We start from the raw sequence: 23,097 nt of genomic DNA, 5'->3' as shown, positions 1-23,097 counted from the left end.
ATGCGTCAGAAAATTCGGGCAAAAGTTCATGCGTAACGGACATTGCCGCGCGGGCGGCGCTGGACCGGCGCCGCATCGGCAGCTGTATCAGCCGGTGCCTGGCGCTGGGCAGCCTCGCGGGCCGGGGCGCTTTCCGCGCCTGACTGGCCGCGCTGCTGCTGCTGTGCCGATCCGTTCTGCGTGCCGGGCGACTGCTGGCGCAGTTCCACGGTCACTTCGGTATTGCGCTGGCCGCTGTTGCGCAGGTCCTGTTCAAGCCGCTGCTGCGAATTGATCAGGGTATCGCGCACGGCATCATGCTCGGTCACGATGCGCACCTGGTCACGATCGGGGCCGGCCAGCATCTCGATATCGATGCGGCCGAGATGCTCGGGCATCACCTGAATCTTCACCATCTGGCCGCCATCTGCCAGCTTGGCGATCTGGCTTTCGATCCCCGCGACAAAGCCTGCATCAAAGGCGAGCGAGTGCAGCGGAACCTGTGCCGGACCCGTGGCCTGCGCAGCGGCGACGTTGCCGGGCTGCTGGACCTGCGAATTGACCGCGTTGAGCGCGGCGGCCCAGGCGGGTGGCACGGCGTCGATCGATAGGCCCACGCCCTGCTCGACATTCAGGCTGCTGGCCGCTGGCTGCAACGTCGGATCGGCGAGGTCGAAAAGGGTAGAAAGGGCTTCGGCCGGACGCGGGGACTGGATGGCGGTATCGATCGTGCGGCGGGCGGTCGCACTGATCGGCGCGCGCGACGCTGCAGGTGTCGACGTGCGTGCACCGGGCGTCACGGTCTGGCTTCGGGTTGCAGAGGTCATCACCCCGATAGCGGCTTCGGCTGCGTCACCAGCCTCGGTCGAAGCTGGCTGCTGCAGGACTTCTGCGCGCGCCGGGGGCTGAACGGCAGCCTGCGCCCTGTTCTCGTTCAACGGCAGCGGCGATGCGGGCTGCGCGACGGGTCCGGCCTCGGCAAAGGTCGACGGATCGACTACCTTTGCGCTGTCCATTGGCGCGCTGGTCCCCTTCGAATCGGCATTCTGGGCGGATGAAGACAGGTTCTGGGCGCGCGGCATCGTCGGAGAAACGGGAGCAGCCGGCGTCCGGGCATCAGATGCTTCCGCTACCACGGGCGCAGGCGCAGCGGGCACGGCAGGCGAAGCCATCGTGGTGGCGGGCAGCGTCGGCTCGGCTGTGGTCTCTACCTCGCGGGTCTTGCGCGCCTGTCCAGCCTCGGCCGGCATCGGAGCAGTCTCGAAAGCGGGTGCGCCATCCACCTGAAGCGACTTGTCGTCAGCGGGCGAAAGGTTCGGCACTGCTGGGGCGACCGTCCGGCTCGGTGCGGCAACGATCGGTGCAGGTGCAGCCGGGCGCGAAGCTTCGGGCGCTGCCTCGGCAAGAATGCGGGTGCTGCCCAGATCGGTCACCGGAGCGTCGGGACGCTGGGCCGGGCTGGGCAGCGGCGCGATGATCACCGGCGCGGAGGGCGCAACCGGCACCTCGACGGGCAAGGCGGTGTCTTCACCACGCAGCCGGATGCGCGGGTTCGCGGCATCGGGGCTGACGGGTTCCGCATCGGCAGTATCTGTCTCGCCGTTCAGCGTCACGCGGACCGGCATTGCGGCATCGGCGCGGATCAGGTTCCTGAGATGTGGAACATTGGCCGCATGCGGCAACGGCTGAACTGTCAGTGCTGCCTCCTGTTCCGGAAGAGCGGCCATTTGCGGCGCGCGGGTGTCCTGGTTGATGGTGGCAGCACCGGTCAGAGCGGCCTCGATCAGCTGCAGGGTGCTGGCCTCTTCGGGCAGAGCAGCAACGATCGGCGCTTCCGGCGTCGCGGGCAGCCTGGCGGTCTGCGGCAAGGCAGGCACGGCAACATCACCAGCAGAAACGGTATCCCCTGCAGGTCCGGCCATGTCATCCAGCGTCGCGGCAAAGGCCCCCTCATCCGTCCCCTGTACGACCGCGACAGGCACGGCCATGCCCGAGGCGGCTGCGTCCGTTCCGGTCATCAGCGCCAGCTGGCTGGCAAAGGGGTTGGCGTCGAGGTTCATGCCCCCTTTCGAAGCAGGAAGCGTGCCAACTGAAAGCGAAAGCAGCGACGACCCTGAAAGGGCCTGCATCATGTCCTGGCTCATTCCTCTGCCTCCTTGGGGTATTTTCTCTTGAGCGGCAGGCGTGCGGCCTTGCGTTCGGCGGTCTCGTCCGCCGCTGCAATGGCTCTGCCCAGCAGCTTTGATGTCGTTTCTCGGTCAATATAGGCGGCAGTGCGTTGCCGCTCTGCCTGGGCAAGCTGTTGCCGCGCCCGCCCGAGCGCGACGGCGATCTCGCCATCGGCGCGGATCAGCCGCTGGGCGAGTTCGAGTTGGGCGTGCAAGGCCGCACCATCCTGGCAATGGCCGGCATCGAACGCACTGTCGCGCAAGCGCTTCAGCCGCTCGGCATTGTTCTGCAGGGTCGCCTCGTTGCGCTGCGCGGCGGCCGCTGCGCCGATGGCGAGCTTGACTTGCGCCTCGCGCACCGCGTGCACCCGCTTCCAGGATTTGGGCTTCAGGCTCATGCCCCGAAGCTCTGCAGCAGTTCAGCGACGCTCTCGTCGAGATCGATCCGGTCGTGCGGCCCCTGGCGGATGAACGCCAGCAGGTCGGGCCTGCGCCCCACTGCCTCGTCGATATTGGCGTCCGAACCCTCGCGATACGCGCCCATCAGCAGCAGGTCGCGATTTTCCTCATAGGCCGACCAGATGCGGCGGAAATTGGCCATCGCACGGCGGTGCTCGTCGCTGATGATGTCGGTCGCGACGCGGCTCAGCGACTTGCCGATGTCGATCGCGGGGAAGATGCCCTGCTCGGCCATCGAGCGCGACAGGATGATATGGCCGTCGACGATCGCACGCGCGCCATCGACCACGGGGTCATCGAGATCGTCGCCATCGGCCAGCACCGTGTAGAGCGCGGTGATCGATCCGCCGCTTTCCTTGTCGTTGCCCGCGCGCTCGACCAGCTTGGGGATCAGCGCCAGCGCGGAAGGGGGATAGCCCTTCATCGTCGGCGGCTCGCCCAGCGCCAGCCCGATCTCGCGCTGCGCATGCGCGACGCGGGTCAGGCTGTCGATGATCAGCAGCACCTTCTTGCCCTGCTTGCGGAAATATTCGGCGATCGCGGTCGCGCGAAACGCGGCGCGCAGGCGGAGGATCGGACTGTGGTCCGCCGGGACAGCGACGGTCACGGTGCGCGACTTCATCGGGCCTGACATCTTGGTCTCGACGAAATCGCTGACTTCGCGGCCGCGCTCGCCGATCAGCCCGACGACGATGACGTCGGCTTCAGCAAAGCCGATGATCTGGCCGATGAGAACCGATTTGCCGACGCCCGAGCCTGCAGCCACCGCGATGCGCTGGCCATGGCCTGCGGTGAGCAGCGCGTTGATCGCGCGCACGCCGAGATCGATGGTCTTGGTAACGCGCCCCCGGTTGAGCACGTTCTCGCGCTTGCCGGCCAGCGGCCAGCGATCATGCGCGATGATCGGACCCAGCCCGTCCAGCGGTTCGCCCATCGGGCCGATGATCCGGCCGAGCAGCGCATCGCCGACAACGGCCATGTTCGCCTGGGCATCGGGTTCCACCCGCGCCCCGCTGCGCAAGGCGGCATCACTTTCCAGCGGCACCATCATTGCGCGCGATCCGCGAAAACCGGCAATCTCGGCGCGGATCCGGCGGCCATCGGCAGCGCGGACCGAGCCGCCATAGCCGATCGGATAGTCGAAACCGGTGACTTCGAGCATCCCGCCTTCATGCGCGACGAGACGGCCAACGCGGCGGGGGCCTGCCTCGAGCGCGGCAATCTTGTCGGTAAACTGGCGGACAGCCTCTTCCTGTGCGGCGATCACTGGTCGCCCTCCAGATCGTCGATCAGGCCCTGCAGGGCATCGAGCATCGGCTGCGTTCCCTGCTCGATCCAGCCATCGGCATGATTGAGCGAGACCGTCCCCCGGCGGATCGATGGATCGGCGGTGAGCACCAGACCGCATTCGGCATCGCCGAGCAGTTTCAGGTCATCGGGGTGCAGGTGCAGCGCGCTGCCGCGCATGTCGCGCGTGACCAGGGTCGCGAGTGACCGGCAATGCTTCTCCAGGACGGCGGCATCGGGCTCGGCAAAGCCGCTCGAGCGCTCCAGCATCTGCTTCATCGCGTGGAGCAGCATGGTGCACAGGCCCTGCGAGAGTTGCGGGCGCAAGGCGGTGATCGCCCTGGCCAGGGCCTCGGTCGCGCCCTCGCTGGCCTGCATTTCCGCCTGAGCCTGCGCGATTCCGTCGGCGACGCCCTGGTCATAGGCCTGGACCAGAAGCTCTTCCTGGCTCGGGCCCTCGTCGACCAGCAGATCAGCGGCGAAATCATCCTCGTCGCCGAAATCCAGAGGCGCAGGCTGATCGTCGGCGCTGGCAAATTCTTCCATCGACGCGAAGATCGGCGACGGGCGGAAGGCGCTGGCCGAGGCCTGCATCTGCCAAACGGGCAGAAACTGCGCTTCCCCGGCCGGCGTGATCGAGATCGGGCGATCAGACATATTCGTCGCCTCCGCCACCGATCACGATATCGCCGGCATCGGCCATGCGCTTGGCCGCCTGAACGACCGCACGCTGCGCCTCGATGACTTCGGACATCGGCATTGGGCCACGATCGGCGATTTCGTCGGCGATCGACTGCGCGGCACGGCTCGACATGCAACCGAACATCTTGTCGCGCAGCTTGTCTTCCGCGCCCTTGAGCGCAGGCACCAGCAGCTTGGATTCGATCGAGCGGACCAGCGTTCCCAGATCCTTGGCATCCAGCCGGATAAGATCGGCAAAGACGAACATCTCGTCCTCGATGCGCCGGGCAATATCCTTGTCGCGCTTGGTTACCGCCTTGATGATGCGCTGGCTTTCGCGCTTGTTGATGATGTTCATGATCGCCGCCGCATCGGACGTGCCGCCCGACGAAGACGATCCGCCGCCACCGCGCGATGTCGCGCCCTGGCTGACAAGCAGCGCCTCGATCGTCTCGATCGCATCCTGACTGACCGGACCCAGCGTCGCGAGGCGGAAGACAACGTCCTCCTGCGCTTCAGGCGGAAGGAGCTGCAGCACATTGGCAGCGACTTCGGGCTTCAGGAAGGACAGGACCACGGCTGCGATCTGGGGATGCTCGTGCTCCACCAGCAGCGCGATCTCCACCGGGTCCATCCACTTGAGGGCCTCGATACCGCCACCGGGCTTTTTCGGGGCGATCTTGGTGAGCATGGTCTCGGCCCGGCGGTCACCCAGCGCGCGCTTGAGCATGCCCTCGATCTGCACTTCGGCCTTGTACCCCAGCATGGTGCGGTTGCGGGCCTTGTCGATGAACATGTCCAGCACCTCGTTGATGTCCTCGGCGCCGATATCGGCGACGGTATACATCATCTCGCTGAGCTGGCGGACTTCCTCCGGCTCCAGCCGAGTGAGGATTTCCGCAGCCTGTTCCTCGGAGAAAAGCAGCATCAGGATGGCAGCGGCCTGCTGGCCGGGGATCGGGCGGCGACCTTCGGGGGCAGCGGCGCCGTCTTCCATCACGGTGTCGGTTGCATCAGGCATTGGCGGGCTCCTTGCCGGCATCCGCATTGCCCTTCAGCAGTTCGCGGACCACCAGCGTGGCATGATCAGGATTCTGGCGGACGAAATTCTGGATCAGCAGCGCACGTTCCTGATAGGTCGAAGCGGCGTTGATCATGTCGAGCGTTACAGGCTCGTTCTCCTTGGGAGGACGAGCGGCCGCGCCGCCATTGCCATCCTTGCCTTCATTGGCGAGCGCCTGGGTCAGCAGTGCACCGGTCTCTGCCGCCTTGGCCGCTTCGGCTGCAGCCTTTTCATCGGCCTTCTGGCGGGTGTAGCGCTTCAGCAGCGGGCGGCCGATGCCGAAGATAAGCGCCAGCGCAACCAGCAGCGCAGAAACGTTGCGCACCACCATGTTGAACCAGCTTGCCTCGTAGAACGGCTCTTCGATTTCCTTGACCGGCTCGAAATTCCGCGACGAGATGGCGACCTGGTCGCCGCGTGCGGTATCGAAACCGATCGCGCCCTTCACCAGTGCCTCGATCGCGGCGATTTCCTGGGCGCTGCGCTCCTTGCCACCGGGCAGGTTCTTGACCGCGACGGCGACCGAGATGCGGGTGACCTTGCCCGAAGGCTCCTTGGTCACGGCGATCTGGCGGCCCAACTCGAAATTGCGGTTGGTCTGCTCGTTGCGGGTGGTGACGGCGCCGCCGGCTGCGGCCTCCTGACCCTGAAGCTGTGCGCCGGCTTCGGGCGTCAGATTCGGGTCGGCGGGGGGCTGGTTGGCGATCGCACCGGGAACACCGCCTGCAGGCGCAGGATTGGCTTCGGTCGAGATCATCGTCTGCTCGCTCTTCACCCGTGCCTCATCGGCGGGGAAGCTTTCGGTCGTCGCCTGACGCTCGGTCATGTTGATCTCGGTCGAAACTTCGGCGACGAAATTGCCGGCACCCAGGACCGGGGTCAGCAGCGCGTTGAGCTGCCGGCGATAGCGTTCCTCGATCGCCTCCTTCATCTCGATCTGCTGTTCGACGCCGTTCATCCCGGCCTTGCCATCGCCAGAGAGCAGGCGGCCGTTCTGATCGACCACCGAGACATTGTCGGCAGACAGACCGGGGACCGAGCTGGCAACCAGATGGACGATTGCCTGCACCTGCGATTCAGGAAGGCGACCGGCATTGGCGAGCTGCAGCACGACAGACGCGGCGGGTTCGTTGCGGTCGCGGATGAACACGCTGGGCAGCTCGACCGCAAGGTGCACACGCGCCGAGACGACCGATTCCATCGCTTCGATGCTGCGCGCCAGGTCCAGTTCGCGCGCGGCGCGAAGCTTTTCATTCTCGACCGCACGGCTGGCACCCATCGGCATCGCGGAGATCAGCTCGTCGCCGCTCGGTGCGCTCTTGGGCAGGCCCTGCGCGGCCAGCGCGATCTTCGCCTTGTGATAGTCCTCTTCGGACACCATGATCGTGCCCGAGCTTTCCTCGAAGCTGTATGGAATGGTCGAACTGTCGAGCGCCGAGATGACCGCAGCCTTGTCGCTGTCGGGAAGTCCGCGAAACAGATCGCGCTGCGGCGGTTCGCGCAAGGCGGCCCAGGCCAGCACCGATAGCAACACGACACCCATGAAGCCGACCAGCGGCATAGCCTTGGCGACGGCGGGCTGGCTCATGAAGTTGCGGACCTGCGCCGGGATGGCGGTGCCGTTCAGCACGCGCGCCGAAGCGCCGGCGCCAGTTCCGGGGGTTCCGGGGATCACGGCGGGGGCGGAACCGTCGACCGAATTCGGGGTGATGGTGATATCGGACATGGATTACACCGGCATGTTCATGATGTCCTGATAGGCGGACAGCAATTTGTTACGGACCTGCAGCGTCGCTTCGAAACCGATCGACGCCTTCTGCTTGGCCATCATCACCGCTGCGATGTCGGTGGTCTGGCCCATTTCATAGGCGGTTGCGGCCTGCGAAGAGACATGCTGCACCTGATTGACCTGATCGAGCGCAGTCTTGAGCGTGCCCGAAAAGCCGTCCGAATTCGTCTCGGTCGGCTCTGTGCCCAGCATCGGCGATTTCTTGCTGATCTGCTGGAGCGCGCTGTTCTGCTGGAGAATGGCGTTGCGCGCGGCCATGATGGAACTGCTGATATTGGTGCTCATGCGTGTTGCTTCCCGTTATCAATCAGGCGGCTGCGGCCAGCTCGCGCATATTGGCGAGGCGGTAGCGCAGGGTGCGTTCCGAGATGCCGAGCATCTTGGCGGTTTCGCGGCGGTTGCCGCCATTCTCGTCAAGCGCGCGCTGGATCGCGTCATGCTCGACCGCGCGCGACAGGCTGTGCAGATCGCTGCCGCGCATCAGTCGGACCGACCCTGCAGCAGGCACGGGATCGGCGCGGGGGCTGCTGATCACGGGCTGCGGGGCTTCGACCGGCTGGACGGGCGCGGCAGCAAAGGCGCGAACCGGGGCGAGACCCAGATCCTCGGCCTCGATGCAATCGCCCTCGCGCAGCACCAGCGCACGCTGCAGCACATTGCCCAGCTCGCGGGCATTGCCCGGCCAGCTATGCGCCTGTAGCGTTTCAAGGGCACCGGCGCTCAGCCAGGCAAAGTCGTCGCCTGCATTCTGCATGCGCAGCAGCATGGCAGCCGCGATGGCGCGGACATCCTGACGGCGATCGGCAAGGCGGGGGAGTGCGATCGGCATCACGTTGAGGCGCCAGTACAAGTCTTCGCGGAACTCGCCGGCAGCGACCAGGGCTGCGGCATCGCGGTTCGCGGCAGTGACGATGCGGACATCGACCTTGACCGCGCGGGTTTCGCCGACGGGCAGGACTTCGCCTTCCTGCAGCGCGCGCAGCAGCTTGGCCTGGAGCGCCAGCGGCAGCTCGGTGATCTCGTCGAGGAACAGCGTGCCGCCGTCCGCAGCGCGGAACAGGCCTTCGCCATCGGCCGATGCGCCGGTAAAGGCGCCCTTCTTGTGGCCGAACAGGATGGCCTCGACCATGGTTTCGGGCAAGGCGGCGCAGTTGACCGCGATGAACGGTCCCTTGGCGCGCGGACTTTCATCATGCACCAGACGGGCCATGCCTTCCTTGCCGGTGCCGGTTTCACCCTGGATCAGCACGGCCGCCTCGCTGCGGGCGATGCGGGCTGCATAGCCCATCAGCTTGGCCATCGCGGGTTCGCCGACGGCGGGGCCGCGTCCGGCGCGCAGCAGTTCCGCCACCAGAGCCAGGCCCAGCGCCATATCTTCAAAGCCGAAGGCGATGCGGGCAGGCAGGCCATTGGCGGCGCGGACGAGCGACGGTGCGCCGTCGCGGAAGTCGACGAGAATGTCACGATGGCTGGCCGATGCGATCTCTGCGGCCATCAGCACCTTGGGGCTTTGGGCGGCGGCACCTGCTGCAACCGGCTTGATCCAGGCCGATGCGAGCCAGCTTTCCAGCATGGGCAGATTTTCACGAACCGCCTCGCTGATTGTGCATTCGATCATTTTTCAGTCCCCCGACTTAATGGATCGCCGGGGCAGCCGTTAAAGCGAGCCCCCGCTCATCCAGACAAAGCAATCGCCGTGCCAAATCGGGAAAACGGCAGAAAATGGCCGCTTACACCCCCCTATATATATAAGGCCCGCCGTCACCGCCAAAAATTTGACGGGTTTTGCCGTGCCGAAGCGTCGGAAAATTGACGCCTGTCGGCGAAATGACAACCAACTCGAAAGGTGTGTGAAAACTTCTTAATCGCTTCCCAACTGCGCCGTTAACCATGTCGAGGCCGCTGACCGACCGATGCCAGCGGACTGCTTACCTGACGTAGCAAAGGAAAGACTGATGACTGTTATTGGAACCAACGTCCCGGCTATCCGAGCCGCAAACGCTTCGACCGCCGCCCAGTCCATGCTGTCGAAGGCGATCGACCGCCTTTCGACCGGCAAGCGCATCAATTCGGCTGCTGACGATGCCGCCGGCAACGCGATTGCCACCCGCATGACCTCGCTGATCCGCGGTCTCAACCAGGCCGTCCGCAACGCGAATGACGGGATCTCGCTGGTGCAGACCGCAGAAGGCGGCATGAACGAGATCATCAACATGGTACAGCGTATGCGTGAACTGGCCGTGCAGTCGGCTTCGGGCACGCTGAGCGACCAGGACCGCACCAACCTGCAGGCGGAAGTTGCCGCGCTGCGCCTTCAGGTCGACGAAGTCGCGACCAAGACGACCTTCAACGGCGTCCAGCTGCTCGATGTACCGCAGACGCCGGCACCCGCACCGACCATTTCGATCCAGACCGGCGTGGGTTCGGGCGAAATCGTGGAAATCGCGACCGCCAACGTCACCCCGACCGGCCTTGGCATCGCCACCGTCGATATCGGCACCGCTGCTGGCGCCGGCACCGCCCTGGGTCTGCTGGACACCGCGCTCAACAACATCACCACGCTGCAGGCCCGGCTTGGCGCCAACCAGAACCGCCTGCAGGCCACCGTGTCGAGCCTGATCAACCGCGCGACCAACCTGTCGGAAGCCCGCTCGCGCATTCAGGACGCCAACTTCTCCGAGGAATCGACCAACCTCGCCAAGGCCCAGATCCTGAGCCAGGCATCGACCGCGATGCTGGCCCAGGCCAACCAGAGCCAGCAGGGCGTGCTCAGCCTGATCCGGGGCTAAATCCGGAAGTGAAACTGATAACAGCATCGTCGGGAAAATGACGGGCGTCAAAACTCTGGTCAGATTTTGACTTAAAGCCCGTCATTCACCGCCGTTAATTCCATTCGAGGCCGCTTAGGAGGGACCGAGCGACCATCGAAAGGAATATGAGATGACTGTTATCGGAACCAATGTATCGGCGCTTCGCGCTGCCAATGCTTCGACCTCGGCCCAGATGAGCCTGTCGAAGTCGATCGACCGCCTTTCCACCGGCAAGCGGATCAACTCCGCTGCCGACGATGCCGCTGGCAATGCCATTGCCACCCGCATGACCTCGCAGATCCGTGGCCTGAACCAGGCCGTTCGCAACGCGAATGACGGGATCTCGCTGGTTCAGACCGCCGAAGGCGGCATGAACGAAATCGTCAACATGGTGCAGCGTATGCGCGAACTGGCCGTTCAGTCGGCTTCGGGCACGCTAGGATCGAGCGACCGTACCAACTTGCAGGCGGAAGTCAGCGCCCTGATCGGTCAGGTTAACGACGTAGCAAACCGCACGACCTTCAACGGTGTTGCCCTGCTGAACGTTGCGACCCCGCCGATCGCTATCCAGACAGGCACCAATTCGGGCGAGACCGTTGAAGTCCCGACCTCGAACGTAACGGCAGCCGGCCTCACGATTGCCGCAGTCAATATCGATACCGCCGCTGGTGCAGGCACCGCGTTGGGTCTGCTCGATACCGCACTCGGTACGCTGACCACCGCACAGGCGAACCTCGGTGCCAGCCAAAACCGCCTGCAGGCAACCGTATCGAGCCTGGTCAACCGTGCGACCAACCTGTCCGAAGCGCGCTCGCGCATTCAGGACGCCAACTTCTCGGAAGAATCGACCAACCTTGCTCGCTCGCAGATCCTGAGCCAGGCGTCGACGGCAATGCTCGCCCAGGCCAACCAGAGCCAGCAGGGTGTGCTGAGCCTCATCCGATAAGCGCCGGGGGCTAGGTCGACGAAGCGACCGTCAATTACCTGACGGGTCCGACATTATTTTGACGCTTTTTGCTTAATCCACCGTCAGCCCGACCGTCAACAAGCTTGAGGCCACCCCTTTGCGGGGTGGCCACAGGGAAGAAGTGAAAGGATGTACAAATGACTGTTATCGGAACCAACGTTTCCGCGCTTCGGGCGGCCAACGCCTCGACCACGGCCCAGATGAGCCTGTCGAAGTCGATCGACCGCCTGTCGACCGGCAAGCGCATCAACTCGGCAGCAGACGACGCGGCCGGCAATGCCATCGCTACCCGCATGACCTCGCAGATCCGCGGTCTCAACCAGGCCACCCGCAATGCCAATGACGGTATCTCGCTGGTGCAGACCGCTGAAGGCGGCCTCAACGAAATCGTCAACATGGTGCAGCGCATTCGCGAGCTGGCCGTGCAATCGGCCTCGGGCACGCTCGGCACCAATGATCGTACCAATCTGCAAGCGGAAGTCACCGCACTGACAACCCAGATTACCAATGTGGCTGACCGTACCACGTTCAATGGCGTGAGCCTGTTGAACGTTGCAACTCCGACGCCGATCGCCATCCAGACCGGCACGGCGGCAAGCGAAACGGTTGATGTCCAGACATTCAACGTGACCGCTACTGGCCTTGGCCTTGGCTCACTCTCCATCGCGGATGCATCCACGGCCAGCACTGCGTTGACCACTCTGGATACCGCACTTGGAACGCTGACCACCAATCAGGCGAATCTCGGTGCCAGCCAGAACCGTCTGCAGGCCACCGTCTCCAGCCTGGTCAATCGTGCGACCAACCTGTCGGAAGCGCGCTCGCGCATTCAGGACGCCAATTTCTCGGAAGAGTCGACCAACCTCGCTCGCTCGCAGATCCTGAGCCAGGCATCGACCGCGATGCTCGCCCAGGCGAACCAGAGCCAGCAGGGTGTGCTGAGCCTCATCCGGTAAGGAATGAAGGCGGGCTGACGCTGGGGCCGTCAACAAAATGACGCTCTCGCCAGAAATTTGACGGTTTTCGCTTAATCGCCCGTCAGCCCGCCCGTCAACGTTCTCGAGATCGTCCTTGGAAGAGGGATGATCGAAGGGAAGAAGTGAAAGGAACCAACCATGACCGTTATTGGAACGAACGTTTCAGCCCTACGGGCTGCAAACGCTTCGACTACGGCTCAGGCAAGCCTGTCGAAGTCCATTGACCGCCTGTCTACCGGCAAGCGCATCAACTCGGCGGCCGATGATGCCGCTGGCAATGCGATTGCCACCCGCATGACCTCGCAGATCCGCGGCCTCAACCAGGCCGTCCGCAATGCGAATGACGGGATCTCGCTGGTTCAGACCGCCGAAGGCGGCATGAACGAAATCGTCAACATGGTGCAGCGCATGCGCGAACTGGCCGTTCAGTCGGCGTCGGGCACGCTGGGATCGAGCGACCGTACCAACCTGCAGGCGGAAGTCACCGCGCTGATGGGGCAGGTCAATGATGTCGCGTCGCGTACCACGTTCAACGGTGTCTCGCTGCTCAACGTGCCGCAGACCCCGACGCCAGCACCGACCATTGCCATCCAGACCGGTGTCGGCTCCGGTGAAACCGTCGAGGTCGCAACCGCGAACGTCACCACGGTCGGCCTGGGCCTGGCGGTTAGCGCAACGCCTACCCTTCTCGACATCGACGATGCCACTGCAGCGAGCAATGCGCTTACTGCCCTGGACAATGCGCTTGGCATCCTGACCACTGCTCAGGCAAATCTCGGTGCCAGCCAGAACCGTCTGCAAGCTACCGTCTCCAGCCTGGTCAACCGTTCGACCAACCTTTCGGAAGCGCGCTCCCGTATCCAGGACGCCAACTTCTCGGAGGAATCGACCAATCTTGCGCGCTCGCAGATCCTGAGCCAGGCATCCACCGCGATGCTCGCCCAGGCCAACCAGAGCCAGCAAGGCGTCTTGAGCCTGATCCGTTAAATGATCAGGAACCGATATCCGGTTCAGCCGTAATGGCTGACGCAACGGCCGTTACCGACAACTCAATGGCCTGAGCTGATATTCGATCAACCCCCTTTCCGCATGGCGGGAAGGGGGTTTTTCGTGTCGGCCGTCAGATCGCCCTCTCCCCTTCACCGGGCGAGGGCAAAGCCAGGATCAGCGGGAACTGGCCAACCGCTTGCGCAGCGTTTCCAGCGCCGATTTCTTGATCTGGCATACACGTGCGGCGGTAATGCCCAGCACCAGACCGATTTCGTCGAGGTTCATTTCCTCGATATAATGCAGCTGCAGGATCAGCTGCTCGCGCTCCTTCAACGTGCCGATGCTGGCGTTGAGCAGCTTCTTGAGATTGTCCGCTTCCAGGCGGTTCTCGACCGATTCCTCGCTGTCGGCAAACCACATCGAATGTTCGGAATAGACCTCGTCCATCGATTCGAACTTCACGTCCTGCGCCGCATCGGAACGCATGCGGAAATCGGCCGCATCCATGCCCATCGCGGCGGCCAGCTCCTGCTCGGTCGGGTTGCGGCCCAGCTCGCGCACCAGCTTCTCGCTCGCCCGGCGCAGCTGCTTGCGGAAATCCATCGCGGATCGGCACATGTTGCTGTTCGCGCGCAGATGATCGATCAGCGCGCCGCGTATGCGCATGCTGGCATAGGTGGCAAAGCCATGGCCACGGTCCTCGTAATGGTTTGCCGCCTCGACCAGCGCGACCATGCCGATCTGGACCAGGTCCTCGATCTCTATCACGCCGGGCGCCATGCCGCGCACGTGCCAGGCGAGCTTGCGGACCAGCGGCAGATGCGCCTCGATCAATTTGCCGGGCGGCACGGCAGCGGGCTTGCGGCCGTAGGTGATCGTCTCGATGGGAAGATGCTGCATGTTATGTGTCCAGCTTCATGAGAATGGTCAGGGTCGGCGTCTGCATCAGCCGCGCGAGAAGGAATGTTCGGCCTGGGGCGTGCGGTATCCCGCCTGCCCGCCAACGGTGGCGACGACCTCGACCGGCTTGTCGTCGGGCAGCTCGCGGAACGAGAGCACCGGCGTATCGGGGAAGCGCGGGCGCAGCAGATCGGCCAGCGGCTTGCGCGCCTGGGGCGAGGTGACGAGCGCATAGTTGCGCTGTTCCAGCATCAGCGGACGCGCCGCCTGCTCGATGGCGCCCAGGATGCGCTGCGCCAGCCCCGGCTCGATCGGGAAGGCGGCATCTCCCGCGACGCGCAGCGACTGGGCAAGCAGCGTTTCCAGCTCGGCATCCAGCGTGACGACCGGCAGCGGCAGGTTCACCGGCACCAGCGACTGGATGATGATCGATCCGATCCGCTGGCGCACACCCTCGACGATCTGCGCGACGGTGGTGCCTTCGGCCGCCGCCTCGACCATGGCCGAACAGATGCGGCGGAAGTCCTTGAGCGGCACGCCTTCGCGCAGCAGCTCGCGGCAGACCGCAGAGATGGTGAACAGCGAGAGCGGTTGCGGGGTGAGGTTCTCGACCAGCTGGGGCGAGTTTTCCTTGAGCGTTTCCAGCAGCTTCTTGGTCTCGTCCATGCCGAACAGCTGCGCGGCATTGAGGCGGACCATCTGGTTGAGGTGCGTCGCCATGACGGTGGCGGCATCGACCACGGTATAGCCTGCGACGATGGCTTCGGCGCGCTTGTCGGCGCTGATCCACACCGCGTCCATGCCGAAGGTCGGATCCTTGCAGGCGCGGCCTTCGACCGGCGTGTCGATGTCGCCGCTGTCGAGCGCGAGCAGGTCCTCGGGCCAGATCTCGTCTTCGGCGACGATCGTGCCGCCGATGGTGATGCGATAGCTGTTGGCGGGCAACGCCATGTCATCCTTGATGCGAACGAGCGGGATGACGAAGCCCAGTTCCTTGGAGATCTGCTTGCGGATGCCGGTGACGCGGCGCATCAGCGGGGCATCGCGGCGCTCGTCGACCAGGGGAACCAGGCCGAAGCCGACATCGATTCCCAGCATCGCGCCGTCCGACACGTCCTCCCACTCGATGGCATTGGGGTTTTCGGGCGCGGGGGGCGCGATATTCTCGACCACCGGCGGCTTGGGACGCGACAGCTTCCAGGCAATGAACCCGGCGGCAGCAGCGGCAGGCAGAATGATGAGATGCGGCATGCCGGGCAGCACGCCCATGATGCCAAGGATTACCGCGACCGGCGTCCAGGCCTTGGCAATGGCGAACTGGCCCGAGATCTGGCCAGGCAGGTCCTGCGCAGAGTTGACGCGGGTCACGATCGACGCGGCAGCGATCGAGAGCAGCAGCGCGGGCACCTGCGCGACCAGCGCATCGCCGATCGCCAGCATTGTGTAGTTGGATGCAGCTTCGGCGATCGGCAGGCCGTGGCTTGCCATGCCCAGGATGATGCCGCCGACGATATTGACGACCAGGATCAGCACGCCTGCGACCGCATCGCCCTTAACGAACTTCGACGCACCGTCCATCGAGCCGTAGAAATCGGCCTCGGTCGCGACTTCGGCACGGCGGGCCTTGGCTTCTTCGGGCGTCATCAGACCGGCGTTGAGATCGGCGTCGATCGCCATCTGCTTGCCGGGCATCGCATCCAGGGTGAAGCGGGCGGACACTTCGGACACGCGGCCCGCGCCCTTGGTGATGACGACCAGATTGATGATCATCAGGATCGCGAAGACGAAGATGCCGACGACATAGTCGCCGCCGATCAGCAGGCTGCCGAAGGCCTCGATGACATGACCGGCTGCCGCTCCGCCCTCATGCCCGTGCACCAGCACGACGCGGGTCGAGGCGACATTGAGGCCGAGGCGCAGCAATGTCGCGAACAGAAGCACGGTAGGGAAGCTCGAGAAGTCGAGCGGCTTGGTGACATTGAGCGCCACCATCAGCACGGCAAGGCTGATCATGATGTTGAAGATGAAACCGATATCCAGCACCAGGGCAGGAACGGGCAGCACCAGGAACACCACCAGCAGCAGGGTGGCGAGCGGCAGGATCGAGCCGCGCGACATGTTGAGGAATTGGCCAAATTTGCTGGGCGCAGGGGTCATCGAGTTCAGGCTCCCATCGCGGCGAGCAGCATGTAAGCCAGCCGCGCATTGTCGTTTCCGCTGAGGTTCGCGGTCATTTCGGGTCGGGTGGCCCGCGCGCTGGCGAGCCGGACGTAATCGGCAGGCTGAACCTGCGGCAGGTCATTGCCATCGCGCGGCAAGCGGCTGCCGCCCGTTGCCGCCCCGCCAAGCTTGTCGGCAAAGCGGGTGCGAATTTCGGCAAAGCTGCGCGGGGCGCCCGAGCGATCGTAGAAGATGGAACGGTTGGCGCCGGCGGCGCGCGCGAACATCGGCGCTGCCGCGGCATCGGGGTTGGCATCATGCGCGGCCAGAAACTGGCGGGCGCCTTCGGGGCCCAGAAAATGCGCGAGATACAGGTCAACCGGCGCTGCGGAGCGGCCCAGGCTGTTTTCGAGATAGGCGCGATTGTCAGACGCAAATTCGCCCGCCATCAGCGCCGCAATCTCGGGATTCTTGCGCAATGCCAGAATGGACTGGCGGGTTTCCGGATCGGCGACGCGGTACCGGCCGCGGCCATCGCGCTCGATGGCATTGGCTGCCCATTGCATGCCGTGCTTCGACCCGTGTTTCTCGACGACGCCGAGCCAGCTCTGGTCGATGAACTGGTACAGGCCGGTCGCCGACGAGGTGCCGGCCTTGGCTTCAGGGTTCAGCCCGCTTTCGATGCGCGCCTGGCCCATGAGATAGTCGAAATCCACGCCGGTGCGACGCGCCGATGCGGCAATCGCGCGAGTGACGCGATCTCCACTGCTGCCGACACTGCCAAGATACGAGGACAAAGGGGTTCTCCAGAGTTACTGGAGACGTTCAAAGCAAAAGCTGTGCCAATTTGGGGATGTTGCCGCTTACCACTTGCGGGCGGCAATGGGGATGCGATGCTGGCGATGCCAGGCTCGCTCAACCCGAAAGCCCTCCCCTTGATGGTGGAGGGCTGAGGCTGGCCTTTGCACCCGGCAGGCAAACAAAAAGCCCCCCGTCCGCCAGGGACGAAGGGCCGAATTGAGGTCTTTCGGGGAGAAATTCAGCGGCGGCCTACCCGGCCTCCATAAGTCGCGACCGCCTGCTCGCCCTGGATGGCGGCGACACGGCGTTCGACATGGTCGCGCAGGAAGCGCAGGCGCTGCGCGGCGGCCGCGTTGAACTTCATCAGCGTTTCCAGCTGGCTGCGGGTGCTGGCGTCGGCGCGCAGCACACCCTGGGTACGCAGGGCATCGGTGATGACGCCCAGATCGCGGGTGTGCGCGATCATGGCTTCGGTGTCTCCGGCGTCCAGCGCGGCGATCAGCGCGGTTTGCGTGTCCGCAAAGCGCTCAAGCAGTTCGCCCTGCATCAGTTGACTACTACGCCGAGATCGAGCTCCATCATCTTGGCGGCAAGCTTTTCCGCATCGATGACATAGCTTCCATTGGCCAGCGCATCGCGGATCGCGGCGACGCGGCCCTCGTCGATCGGTGCAGAGGCAGATGCGGTCTGCAGGAAGCTGCTGACCGACGGCGCGTTACGCACGGTGTTGTCGGTCGGCGACGCTGCAGCGCTTGCGCCGACGGTCTTTTCGGTGCTGCCGCCCTTACGGGTCGCACCGACGGTCGGGCTGCCATAGGCTGATATGCGGGACATGGAATAAAGACCTCGTTCTAGCATGACTTACGTCCTTTAACGGCCTTCGCACGGGTTGCTTAAGGCGATTTTTTGACAAAGGGTTAACGCGATCTTGCACGCGCTGGTAAACGGCTCAGTTACTGAGGATGGTGGCCCGGCCGGGTTCGACGATGCGCACGAAGATGGGCTTGCCCCTGGGATCGTCACGCACCGGAATGACTTCGCCCACCCGGCCGTCCTTGTCGGCGATCATCACGCGCGAGAGCGAGAACATCGGCCGGTCGACGGTGAGCAGGATGGGTTCGCCGCGCTTGACCGCTTCTGCGCCCTGCGCTGCTGCTGCACGTCCCTGGCCCGGGCGCGCCACGGACACGGACTGCTGCCGTTCGGCGGCCAGATCGAGCGGAACGCGAATGCGCCAGCCCAGCGCCGGGCAGCGCACCGCGGCAGCGCCCAGATCGGGGCCCGTCACTTCAAGCGCCACCGGACATGCCTTGAGCTTGAGCCGACGATCCACCGGAGCGCGAGCGCCGCCGGGTTCGCCGATGCCCGCGCCCATGGTCGCTGCGACCAGCACGTCGATTTCGCTCAGATCCTGAATGGCCTGAGCCTGGGCCACCGCAGACAGGGTCAGCAGGGGCACGGCAAGGCTGAACGCCAGGCGAGGTTTGAAATGGGGCATGGACGGTCCTTTGATGACTGTGCCCCGGTCACAGCAAGGTCCGTGCCAGAAACTGATCAACGATGGGCCGGGCGCGCCCGGATGGTGATCCGTACCGCCTGCGCCGCGCCCCCTGCCCTGCCGCCCGGTCGCGCCAGATCGGGCACCATGGAACTGTCGCCGACGCCCTGGTCGGCCAGAGCCCGCATGATCGCGGCGGTGCGCGCTGCGGCAAGTTCCCACCGATCAAGCCGGGAGACACCGCTCGCGGCAACCACCGGCACGGCAATGGCGAATTCCGCCTGCCGGTTCTTGCCGCCCAGGGCGGCAATCGCCTGCCTGCCCTTTGCCGTCAGCCGCGCGTCCTGCGGCTCGAACAGGCTTGCGAGCTGAAGCTGCACCTGCCGGGCGCGCCTGGCTTCGGAAGGCTCGAACCGCTCCGATATCGCCTGCGCAACCGCCGGATGCCGATCGCCGACGCTGGCGATCATCGCCATCACGCCGGTCATGATCAAGGCCAGGTCCAGAAACGACAAGGTGGTCCGCTGCGCAGGCGTCATATATGCTCCGCCGGACGCGCAGCCCTGGCTTCGGCCTCTTCCTGGCGTTTCTGCGCAGCGGCGGCGATATCGGCATATTCCCGTCGGCCGATCTCGACCAGCCGCCTTGCCGCGTCCTCTTCCCAGCCCAGTTGTTCGCCCGCGATCCGCGCCAGCCGCTGCGCGATCGGCCCGGCGATCACGTTGGCGAGTACCAGGCCATATAAGGTGGTCAGAAGCGCGACCGCCATGGCCCGCCCGATCGAGGCAGCGTCGCTTACATTGCCGAACAGCAGGATCAGGCCGATCACCGTGCCCAGCATGCCCATCGCGGGCGCGCAATCGGCGACGTTCTCCCAGAAACGCACCATGGCGGTCAGGCGCGCACGACGATGCGCCGCCAGCCGGATGATCGCAGCCTGAAAGCCATCGAGCGAATGGTGATTGGCCAGGGCATCGGCTGCGGCAGAGACGAAGGCTCCGCCCGACTTGACGCGGTCGGCGCAACTCAGGCCACGACTTTCGACGACATGCTCGATGCGCAGCACGGCCCGATGGCCTTCATCGGCCTGTTCCTGCACCTTCAGCCACAATTCGCGGCGCAAGGCGGAAAGGCCGCTCATCGCAGCGGTAGTGCCGTTCTGCGCCCAGGCGACGGCAAAGCTGGTGCCCGCCACGCCGAGCAGAGCGACAGGATCGAGAAAAGCGGCAATCGACATTGCGTATCCGTTCAAACCCCCGGTCGCCGGATGCAGCGGCAGAAAATTGCCGCCGGGATGGCAGAAAATTGCCACCCACCCACGGTTTGTTGACGCAGGACCCGGACCCCGCGCGTCAAGAACCGCAGATTTCCGGCGCTTGCAGCAATTGGCACAGGCTTTGCTTCTCCCTTGGGCGACGCATTCTGTCCATCGCTTAAGACGGCAGGTGCAGCCACAGGTTAAGAGGAATGGTCCCATGGGGGCAGACAGGATCTTCGGAATGCACGGCACGGCGCTGCAGCTGCGATCGCAGCGGCTGTCGATGCTGGCATCGAACATCGCCAATGCCGGCACTCCCGGATACAAGGCGCGTGACCTGGATTTCGACAAGGCCATGCAGCGCGTGCAGAGCGGCGACACGCTGGACGCTGCGCTGGGCGACAATGCCGGCTATCGCGTGCCGCTGCAGCCTTCGATGGACGGCAACACGGTGGAACTGTCGACCGAACAGACGCTGTTTGCCGAGAATGCCATCGGCTATTCGACCACGCTTTCCTTCCTTGAGGGCCGCGTCGCGACGCTGACCCGCGCGATCAAGGGAGAATAAGCCATGCCCGGTCCCATGAACATCTTCGACATTTCCGGCCGCGCGATGTCGGCGCAGCTGTCGCGGATGAACACGACCGCATCGAACCTGGCGAACGCGCGCACCACCTATGCGAGCGAGGCCGAGGCCTATCGCGCTATCAAGCCGGTTTTCAAGACGATCGAGGAACGCCCCGGCGTCGCCACCGTGCAGGTGGAAAAGGTCATCCAGTCGGACATCAAGCCGGTCAGACGGCACGATCCGACCAATCCGCTGGCCGATGGCGAAGGCTATGTCTGGGATGCCGGGGTCGATGAGACCGCCGAGCTGATCGATATGCTGGAAACCGCCCGGCAGTACCAGAACAACGTGCAGGTGATGCAGACGGCCAAGTCGCTGATCCTCGATACCGTGAGGATGGGCAAATGACGACGATCACCAATGACTTCGTATCGAGTCTGCAGAAGAAGACCGAGCCGGTTGCCTCGAAGAACAGCCAGGAATCGCTCGGTCAGGCATCGTTCCTGCAGCTGATGACCGCCCAGCTGAAGTTCCAGGATCCGTTCGATCCGGTCGACAACCAGGCAATGGTCGCGCAGATGGCGCAATTCAGCCAGGTGGCCGGCATCACCGAGATGAATGCGTCGCTCAAGGCGATCGCAGGATCGTTCGGGACGTCGCGGCTGGCCGAAGCCTCGAACTTCATCGGCCGGTCGGTGCTGCAGGATGGCGACACCGCCTATTCCGATGCGCAGGGCCGCTACGCCGGCGAGTTCACGCTCAACACCCCGGCGAGCAATGTCTCGCTCGAATGGCTCGATAGCGCAGGCAACGTCATCCACACCCAGGCCATGGGCGATCTGCAGGCGGGCAAGGTTCCGTTCCAGCTGATCAGCGAGGACGATAATGGCAACCCGGCCGATATCGGCCCGCTCAAGGTGCGCATCAAGGGAGCGGCACCCTCCACCGTTTCGACCTGGCTGCCGGTCACGGCCGTCGAATCCAGCAGCGTCGGCGCCGACGCCATGCTGGTCACGCCTGCCGGTTCCATCTTAGCCTCCAGCGCCAAGCGCATCGCCTGACGCATCCGCCTTCAACAACCCGATCCACGCAATTACACTGAGGAGTAGCCCAAATGTCCTTCATCACCTCTCTCAGCGGCCTGAAAGCGGCCCAGACCGATCTCGCGACCGTTTCGAACAACATCGCCAACAGCAACTCGACCGGCTTCAAGAAGAGCAAGGCCAATTTTGGTGACCTGTTCGCTTCCGCTCCGACCCAGAGCACCCGCTCCGTGGCGGGACAGGGCGTGCGCCTGACCGGCATCATCCAGCAGTTCACGCAAGGTTCGCTCAACACGACCGATCGCACGCTGGACCTCGCGATTGCCGGTGACGGCTTCTTCGTGGTGGAAGGTCCCGCACCGCGCCAGGTGCAGAGCTATACCCGCAACGGTTCCTTCTCGGTGAACGTCAACCGCGAGGTCGTCGACAATATCGGCAACAAGGTTCAGATGCTGCCCGTCGACGCAAACGGCCAGGTGACGGGCAATACCCAGGCCGACATGTTCGACTTCGTGCTGCCGCAGAACGACCCCAATGATGCCACTGCAGTGCTGTCCAACATCACGATCGGCGATGAAGGCGTGGTGACCGCCACCTTCTCCAACGGCAGCTCGACCCGTCTGGGGGCCATCGCGATGGCCAGCTTTGCTGCAGCCGAAGGCCTTCGCCCGATTGGCGATGCGCATTGGCAGGCGACCGGCATTTCGGGGACCGCACTGCTCAACCAGGCAGGCAACGGCCCTCTCGGCACGGTGCGCTCGGGTACGCTGGAAGCGGCCAATATCGACCTGACCGAAGAGCTGGTGAGCCTGATCGCCGCCCAGCGCAACTTCCAGGCGAACGCCCAGGCGCTCGAAACCGCCAACACGCTGACCCAGACGATCGTCAACCTGCAGGTCTGATGACCGGCGCTTAACCCGATTGTAAAGCAAAACACCAAGGTGCCCTGACATGGACAAGATGATCCACATCAACCTGAAAGCCATGCAGGGCATCATGAACCGCCAGACGGCGATCGCCAACAACATGGCGAATGCCGACACGACAGGCTTTCGTGCAGAGATCGTCAATGCCCGTGCGCTCTATGTGCAGGGCGACGGTCTGGCCAGCCGCGCCTCGACCAGCGAGGCCGTGGTCGGCGCAGACATGAACGCGGGCACGGTCGAGATGACCGGCGGGGCGCTGGACATCGCGCTCAATGGCGACGCGCTGCTCGGCGTCCAGGCGCCCGACGGTGCAGAGGCCTATACCCGGCGCGGCGACCTGATGGTCAACGAAAGCGGGCTGCTGACCACCGGGGACGGGCATCCCGTTCTCGGCCAAGGCGGCCCCATCACGCTGCCCCAGGCGGACAAGATCAGCATCTCGTCCGACGGCGCGATCTCGATCGTGCCAGCCGGCGGCGATCCCAACCAGCCGATCGAGGCGGGCCGGCTCAAGCTGGTCAGCCCGCAAGGCAGCGACATCAAGAAGGGCCTTGATGGCCTTTTCCGGGTGCCGAATGACGGCGCCCTGCCCGAAGATCCCGATGCCACGGTAACCACCGGGGCGCTGGAAGGATCGAATGTGAACATGACCCAGGCGCTGGTCGACATGATCGAGGCCAGCCGTGCCTGGGAAACCCAGGTCAAGATGCTGACCACCGCGCAGGAAATGGACGATGGCGGCGCATCCATCATGCGGATGCCGAGCTGAGCCT

25 protein-coding genes are annotated in these 23,097 nt (G+C 64.5%); 9 read left to right on the top strand and 16 right to left on the bottom strand.

The window, feature by feature from the left end; all coding sequences use genetic code 11:
• Positions 1 to 26: 26 nt before the first annotated feature.
• Genes C7451_RS05165 through C7451_RS05130 form a run of 8 tightly spaced genes read right to left on the bottom strand, consistent with a single transcriptional unit; the run spans position 27 to position 9,044 of the window.
• Entirely contained in the window at positions 27 to 2,123 is a 2,097-nt protein-coding gene (locus tag C7451_RS05165) for a flagellar hook-length control protein FliK (RefSeq protein ID WP_110297887.1), read from the bottom strand.
• The gene (locus tag C7451_RS05160) at positions 2,120 to 2,545 is read right to left on the bottom strand and encodes a hypothetical protein (protein WP_110297886.1); all 426 of its coding nucleotides are present in this window, start codon (positions 2,543 to 2,545) and stop codon (positions 2,120 to 2,122) included. The genes C7451_RS05165 and C7451_RS05160 overlap by 4 nt, the downstream gene beginning before the upstream one ends.
• The gene (locus tag C7451_RS05155) at positions 2,542 to 3,873 is read right to left on the bottom strand and encodes a FliI/YscN family ATPase (RefSeq protein WP_208625145.1); all 1,332 of its coding nucleotides are present in this window, start codon (positions 3,871 to 3,873) and stop codon (positions 2,542 to 2,544) included. Before C7451_RS05155 ends, C7451_RS05160 begins: the two co-directional genes overlap by 4 nt.
• Complete coding sequence (locus C7451_RS05150; protein ID WP_110297885.1) at positions 3,870 to 4,550, bottom strand: FliH/SctL family protein; 681 nt, start codon at positions 4,548 to 4,550, stop codon at positions 3,870 to 3,872. The genes C7451_RS05155 and C7451_RS05150 overlap by 4 nt, the downstream gene beginning before the upstream one ends.
• Positions 4,543 to 5,571: a flagellar motor switch protein FliG gene (gene fliG, locus C7451_RS05145; RefSeq protein ID WP_244181623.1), complete on the bottom strand. Its 1,029-nt coding sequence runs from the start codon at positions 5,569 to 5,571 to the stop codon at positions 4,543 to 4,545. Before fliG ends, C7451_RS05150 begins: the two co-directional genes overlap by 8 nt.
• A 16-nt stretch (positions 5,572 to 5,587) precedes the next feature.
• Positions 5,588 to 7,363, bottom strand: a complete 1,776-nt coding sequence (gene fliF, locus C7451_RS05140) for a flagellar basal-body MS-ring/collar protein FliF (protein ID WP_110297883.1) — start codon at positions 7,361 to 7,363, stop codon at positions 5,588 to 5,590.
• 3 nt (positions 7,364 to 7,366) lie between these two features.
• Positions 7,367 to 7,711, bottom strand: a complete 345-nt coding sequence (gene fliE, locus C7451_RS05135) for a flagellar hook-basal body complex protein FliE (RefSeq protein WP_110297882.1) — start codon at positions 7,709 to 7,711, stop codon at positions 7,367 to 7,369.
• Positions 7,712 to 7,733: 22 nt separating this feature from the next.
• A complete protein-coding gene (locus C7451_RS05130; RefSeq protein WP_110297881.1) occupies positions 7,734 to 9,044 on the bottom strand; it encodes a sigma-54 interaction domain-containing protein in 1,311 nt (436 codons plus the stop codon).
• A gap of 337 nt (positions 9,045 to 9,381) precedes the next feature.
• Here C7451_RS05130 and C7451_RS05125 point away from each other — a divergent pair, with 337 nt between their 5' ends.
• The 4 genes from C7451_RS05125 to C7451_RS05110 all read left to right on the top strand — a co-directional run bounded on the left by C7451_RS05125 (position 9,382) and on the right by C7451_RS05110 (position 13,167).
• Positions 9,382 to 10,215 carry a flagellin N-terminal helical domain-containing protein gene (locus C7451_RS05125; protein WP_110297880.1) on the top strand — a complete coding sequence of 278 codons (834 nt, stop codon included), beginning with the start codon at positions 9,382 to 9,384 and terminating at the stop codon, positions 10,213 to 10,215.
• 151 nt (positions 10,216 to 10,366) lie between these two features.
• Positions 10,367 to 11,182, top strand: coding sequence for a flagellin N-terminal helical domain-containing protein (locus tag C7451_RS05120; RefSeq protein WP_110297879.1), 816 nt, complete (start codon positions 10,367 to 10,369; stop codon positions 11,180 to 11,182).
• Between the two features lie 158 nt (positions 11,183 to 11,340).
• Positions 11,341 to 12,159 carry a flagellin N-terminal helical domain-containing protein gene (locus C7451_RS05115; RefSeq protein WP_110297878.1) on the top strand — a complete coding sequence of 273 codons (819 nt, stop codon included), beginning with the start codon at positions 11,341 to 11,343 and terminating at the stop codon, positions 12,157 to 12,159.
• Positions 12,160 to 12,318: 159 nt separating this feature from the next.
• Positions 12,319 to 13,167 carry a flagellin N-terminal helical domain-containing protein gene (locus C7451_RS05110; protein ID WP_110297877.1) on the top strand — a complete coding sequence of 283 codons (849 nt, stop codon included), beginning with the start codon at positions 12,319 to 12,321 and terminating at the stop codon, positions 13,165 to 13,167.
• Positions 13,168 to 13,344: 177 nt separating this feature from the next.
• Here the strand turns inward: C7451_RS05110 and C7451_RS05105 are convergent, their stop codons facing one another.
• From C7451_RS05105 to C7451_RS05070, 8 genes are all read right to left on the bottom strand, one after another.
• On the bottom strand, positions 13,345 to 14,070 hold the full coding sequence (locus C7451_RS05105; protein ID WP_110297876.1) for a sigma-70 family RNA polymerase sigma factor: 726 nt from the start codon (positions 14,068 to 14,070) through the stop codon (positions 13,345 to 13,347).
• A gap of 45 nt (positions 14,071 to 14,115) precedes the next feature.
• A complete protein-coding gene (gene flhA, locus C7451_RS05100; protein ID WP_110297875.1) occupies positions 14,116 to 16,227 on the bottom strand; it encodes a flagellar biosynthesis protein FlhA in 2,112 nt (703 codons plus the stop codon).
• Between the two features lie 5 nt (positions 16,228 to 16,232).
• Positions 16,233 to 17,027: a lytic transglycosylase domain-containing protein gene (locus tag C7451_RS05095; protein WP_110297874.1), complete on the bottom strand. Its 795-nt coding sequence runs from the start codon at positions 17,025 to 17,027 to the stop codon at positions 16,233 to 16,235.
• Positions 17,028 to 17,269: 242 nt separating this feature from the next.
• Positions 17,270 to 17,578: a hypothetical protein gene (locus tag C7451_RS05090; RefSeq protein WP_110297873.1), complete on the bottom strand. Its 309-nt coding sequence runs from the start codon at positions 17,576 to 17,578 to the stop codon at positions 17,270 to 17,272.
• Positions 17,578 to 17,865 (bottom strand): flagellar biosynthesis anti-sigma factor FlgM, encoded by a 288-nt coding sequence (gene flgM / locus C7451_RS05085; RefSeq protein ID WP_167398423.1) that lies wholly within the window; start codon positions 17,863 to 17,865, stop codon positions 17,578 to 17,580. The genes C7451_RS05090 and flgM overlap by 1 nt, the downstream gene beginning before the upstream one ends.
• Positions 17,866 to 17,980: 115 nt before the next feature.
• Positions 17,981 to 18,529: a flagellar protein gene (locus tag C7451_RS05080; RefSeq protein WP_110297871.1), complete on the bottom strand. Its 549-nt coding sequence runs from the start codon at positions 18,527 to 18,529 to the stop codon at positions 17,981 to 17,983.
• A 56-nt stretch (positions 18,530 to 18,585) separates the two neighbouring features.
• Positions 18,586 to 19,068 (bottom strand): hypothetical protein, encoded by a 483-nt coding sequence (locus C7451_RS05075; RefSeq protein ID WP_110297870.1) that lies wholly within the window; start codon positions 19,066 to 19,068, stop codon positions 18,586 to 18,588.
• The gene (locus C7451_RS05070; RefSeq protein WP_244181611.1) at positions 19,065 to 19,766 is read right to left on the bottom strand and encodes a MotA/TolQ/ExbB proton channel family protein; all 702 of its coding nucleotides are present in this window, start codon (positions 19,764 to 19,766) and stop codon (positions 19,065 to 19,067) included. Before C7451_RS05070 ends, C7451_RS05075 begins: the two co-directional genes overlap by 4 nt.
• A gap of 238 nt (positions 19,767 to 20,004) precedes the next feature.
• Between C7451_RS05070 and flgB the strand changes: the two genes are divergently transcribed.
• Genes flgB through C7451_RS05045 form a run of 5 tightly spaced genes read left to right on the top strand, consistent with a single transcriptional unit; the run spans position 20,005 to position 23,093 of the window.
• Complete coding sequence (flgB, locus tag C7451_RS05065; protein ID WP_110297869.1) at positions 20,005 to 20,355, top strand: flagellar basal body rod protein FlgB; 351 nt, start codon at positions 20,005 to 20,007, stop codon at positions 20,353 to 20,355.
• Between the two features lie 3 nt (positions 20,356 to 20,358).
• On the top strand, positions 20,359 to 20,763 hold the full coding sequence (gene flgC / locus C7451_RS05060) for a flagellar basal body rod protein FlgC (RefSeq protein ID WP_244181609.1): 405 nt from the start codon (positions 20,359 to 20,361) through the stop codon (positions 20,761 to 20,763).
• Complete coding sequence (locus tag C7451_RS05055) at positions 20,760 to 21,416, top strand: flagellar hook assembly protein FlgD (protein ID WP_110297867.1); 657 nt, start codon at positions 20,760 to 20,762, stop codon at positions 21,414 to 21,416. The genes flgC and C7451_RS05055 overlap by 4 nt, the downstream gene beginning before the upstream one ends.
• A 53-nt stretch (positions 21,417 to 21,469) precedes the next feature.
• Complete coding sequence (locus C7451_RS05050; protein ID WP_110297866.1) at positions 21,470 to 22,300, top strand: flagellar hook-basal body complex protein; 831 nt, start codon at positions 21,470 to 21,472, stop codon at positions 22,298 to 22,300.
• Positions 22,301 to 22,349: 49 nt separating this feature from the next.
• A complete protein-coding gene (locus tag C7451_RS05045; RefSeq protein WP_110297865.1) occupies positions 22,350 to 23,093 on the top strand; it encodes a flagellar basal body rod protein FlgF in 744 nt (247 codons plus the stop codon).
• Positions 23,094 to 23,097: the final 4 nt, after the last annotated feature.

Source organism: Blastomonas natatoria, assembly GCF_003201955.1.
GTDB classification, from domain to species: Bacteria; Pseudomonadota; Alphaproteobacteria; order Sphingomonadales; family Sphingomonadaceae; genus Blastomonas; species Blastomonas natatoria.
The sequence above is the reverse complement of the archived record's forward strand: the minus strand, read 5'-3'. Positions and strand labels throughout refer to the sequence as shown.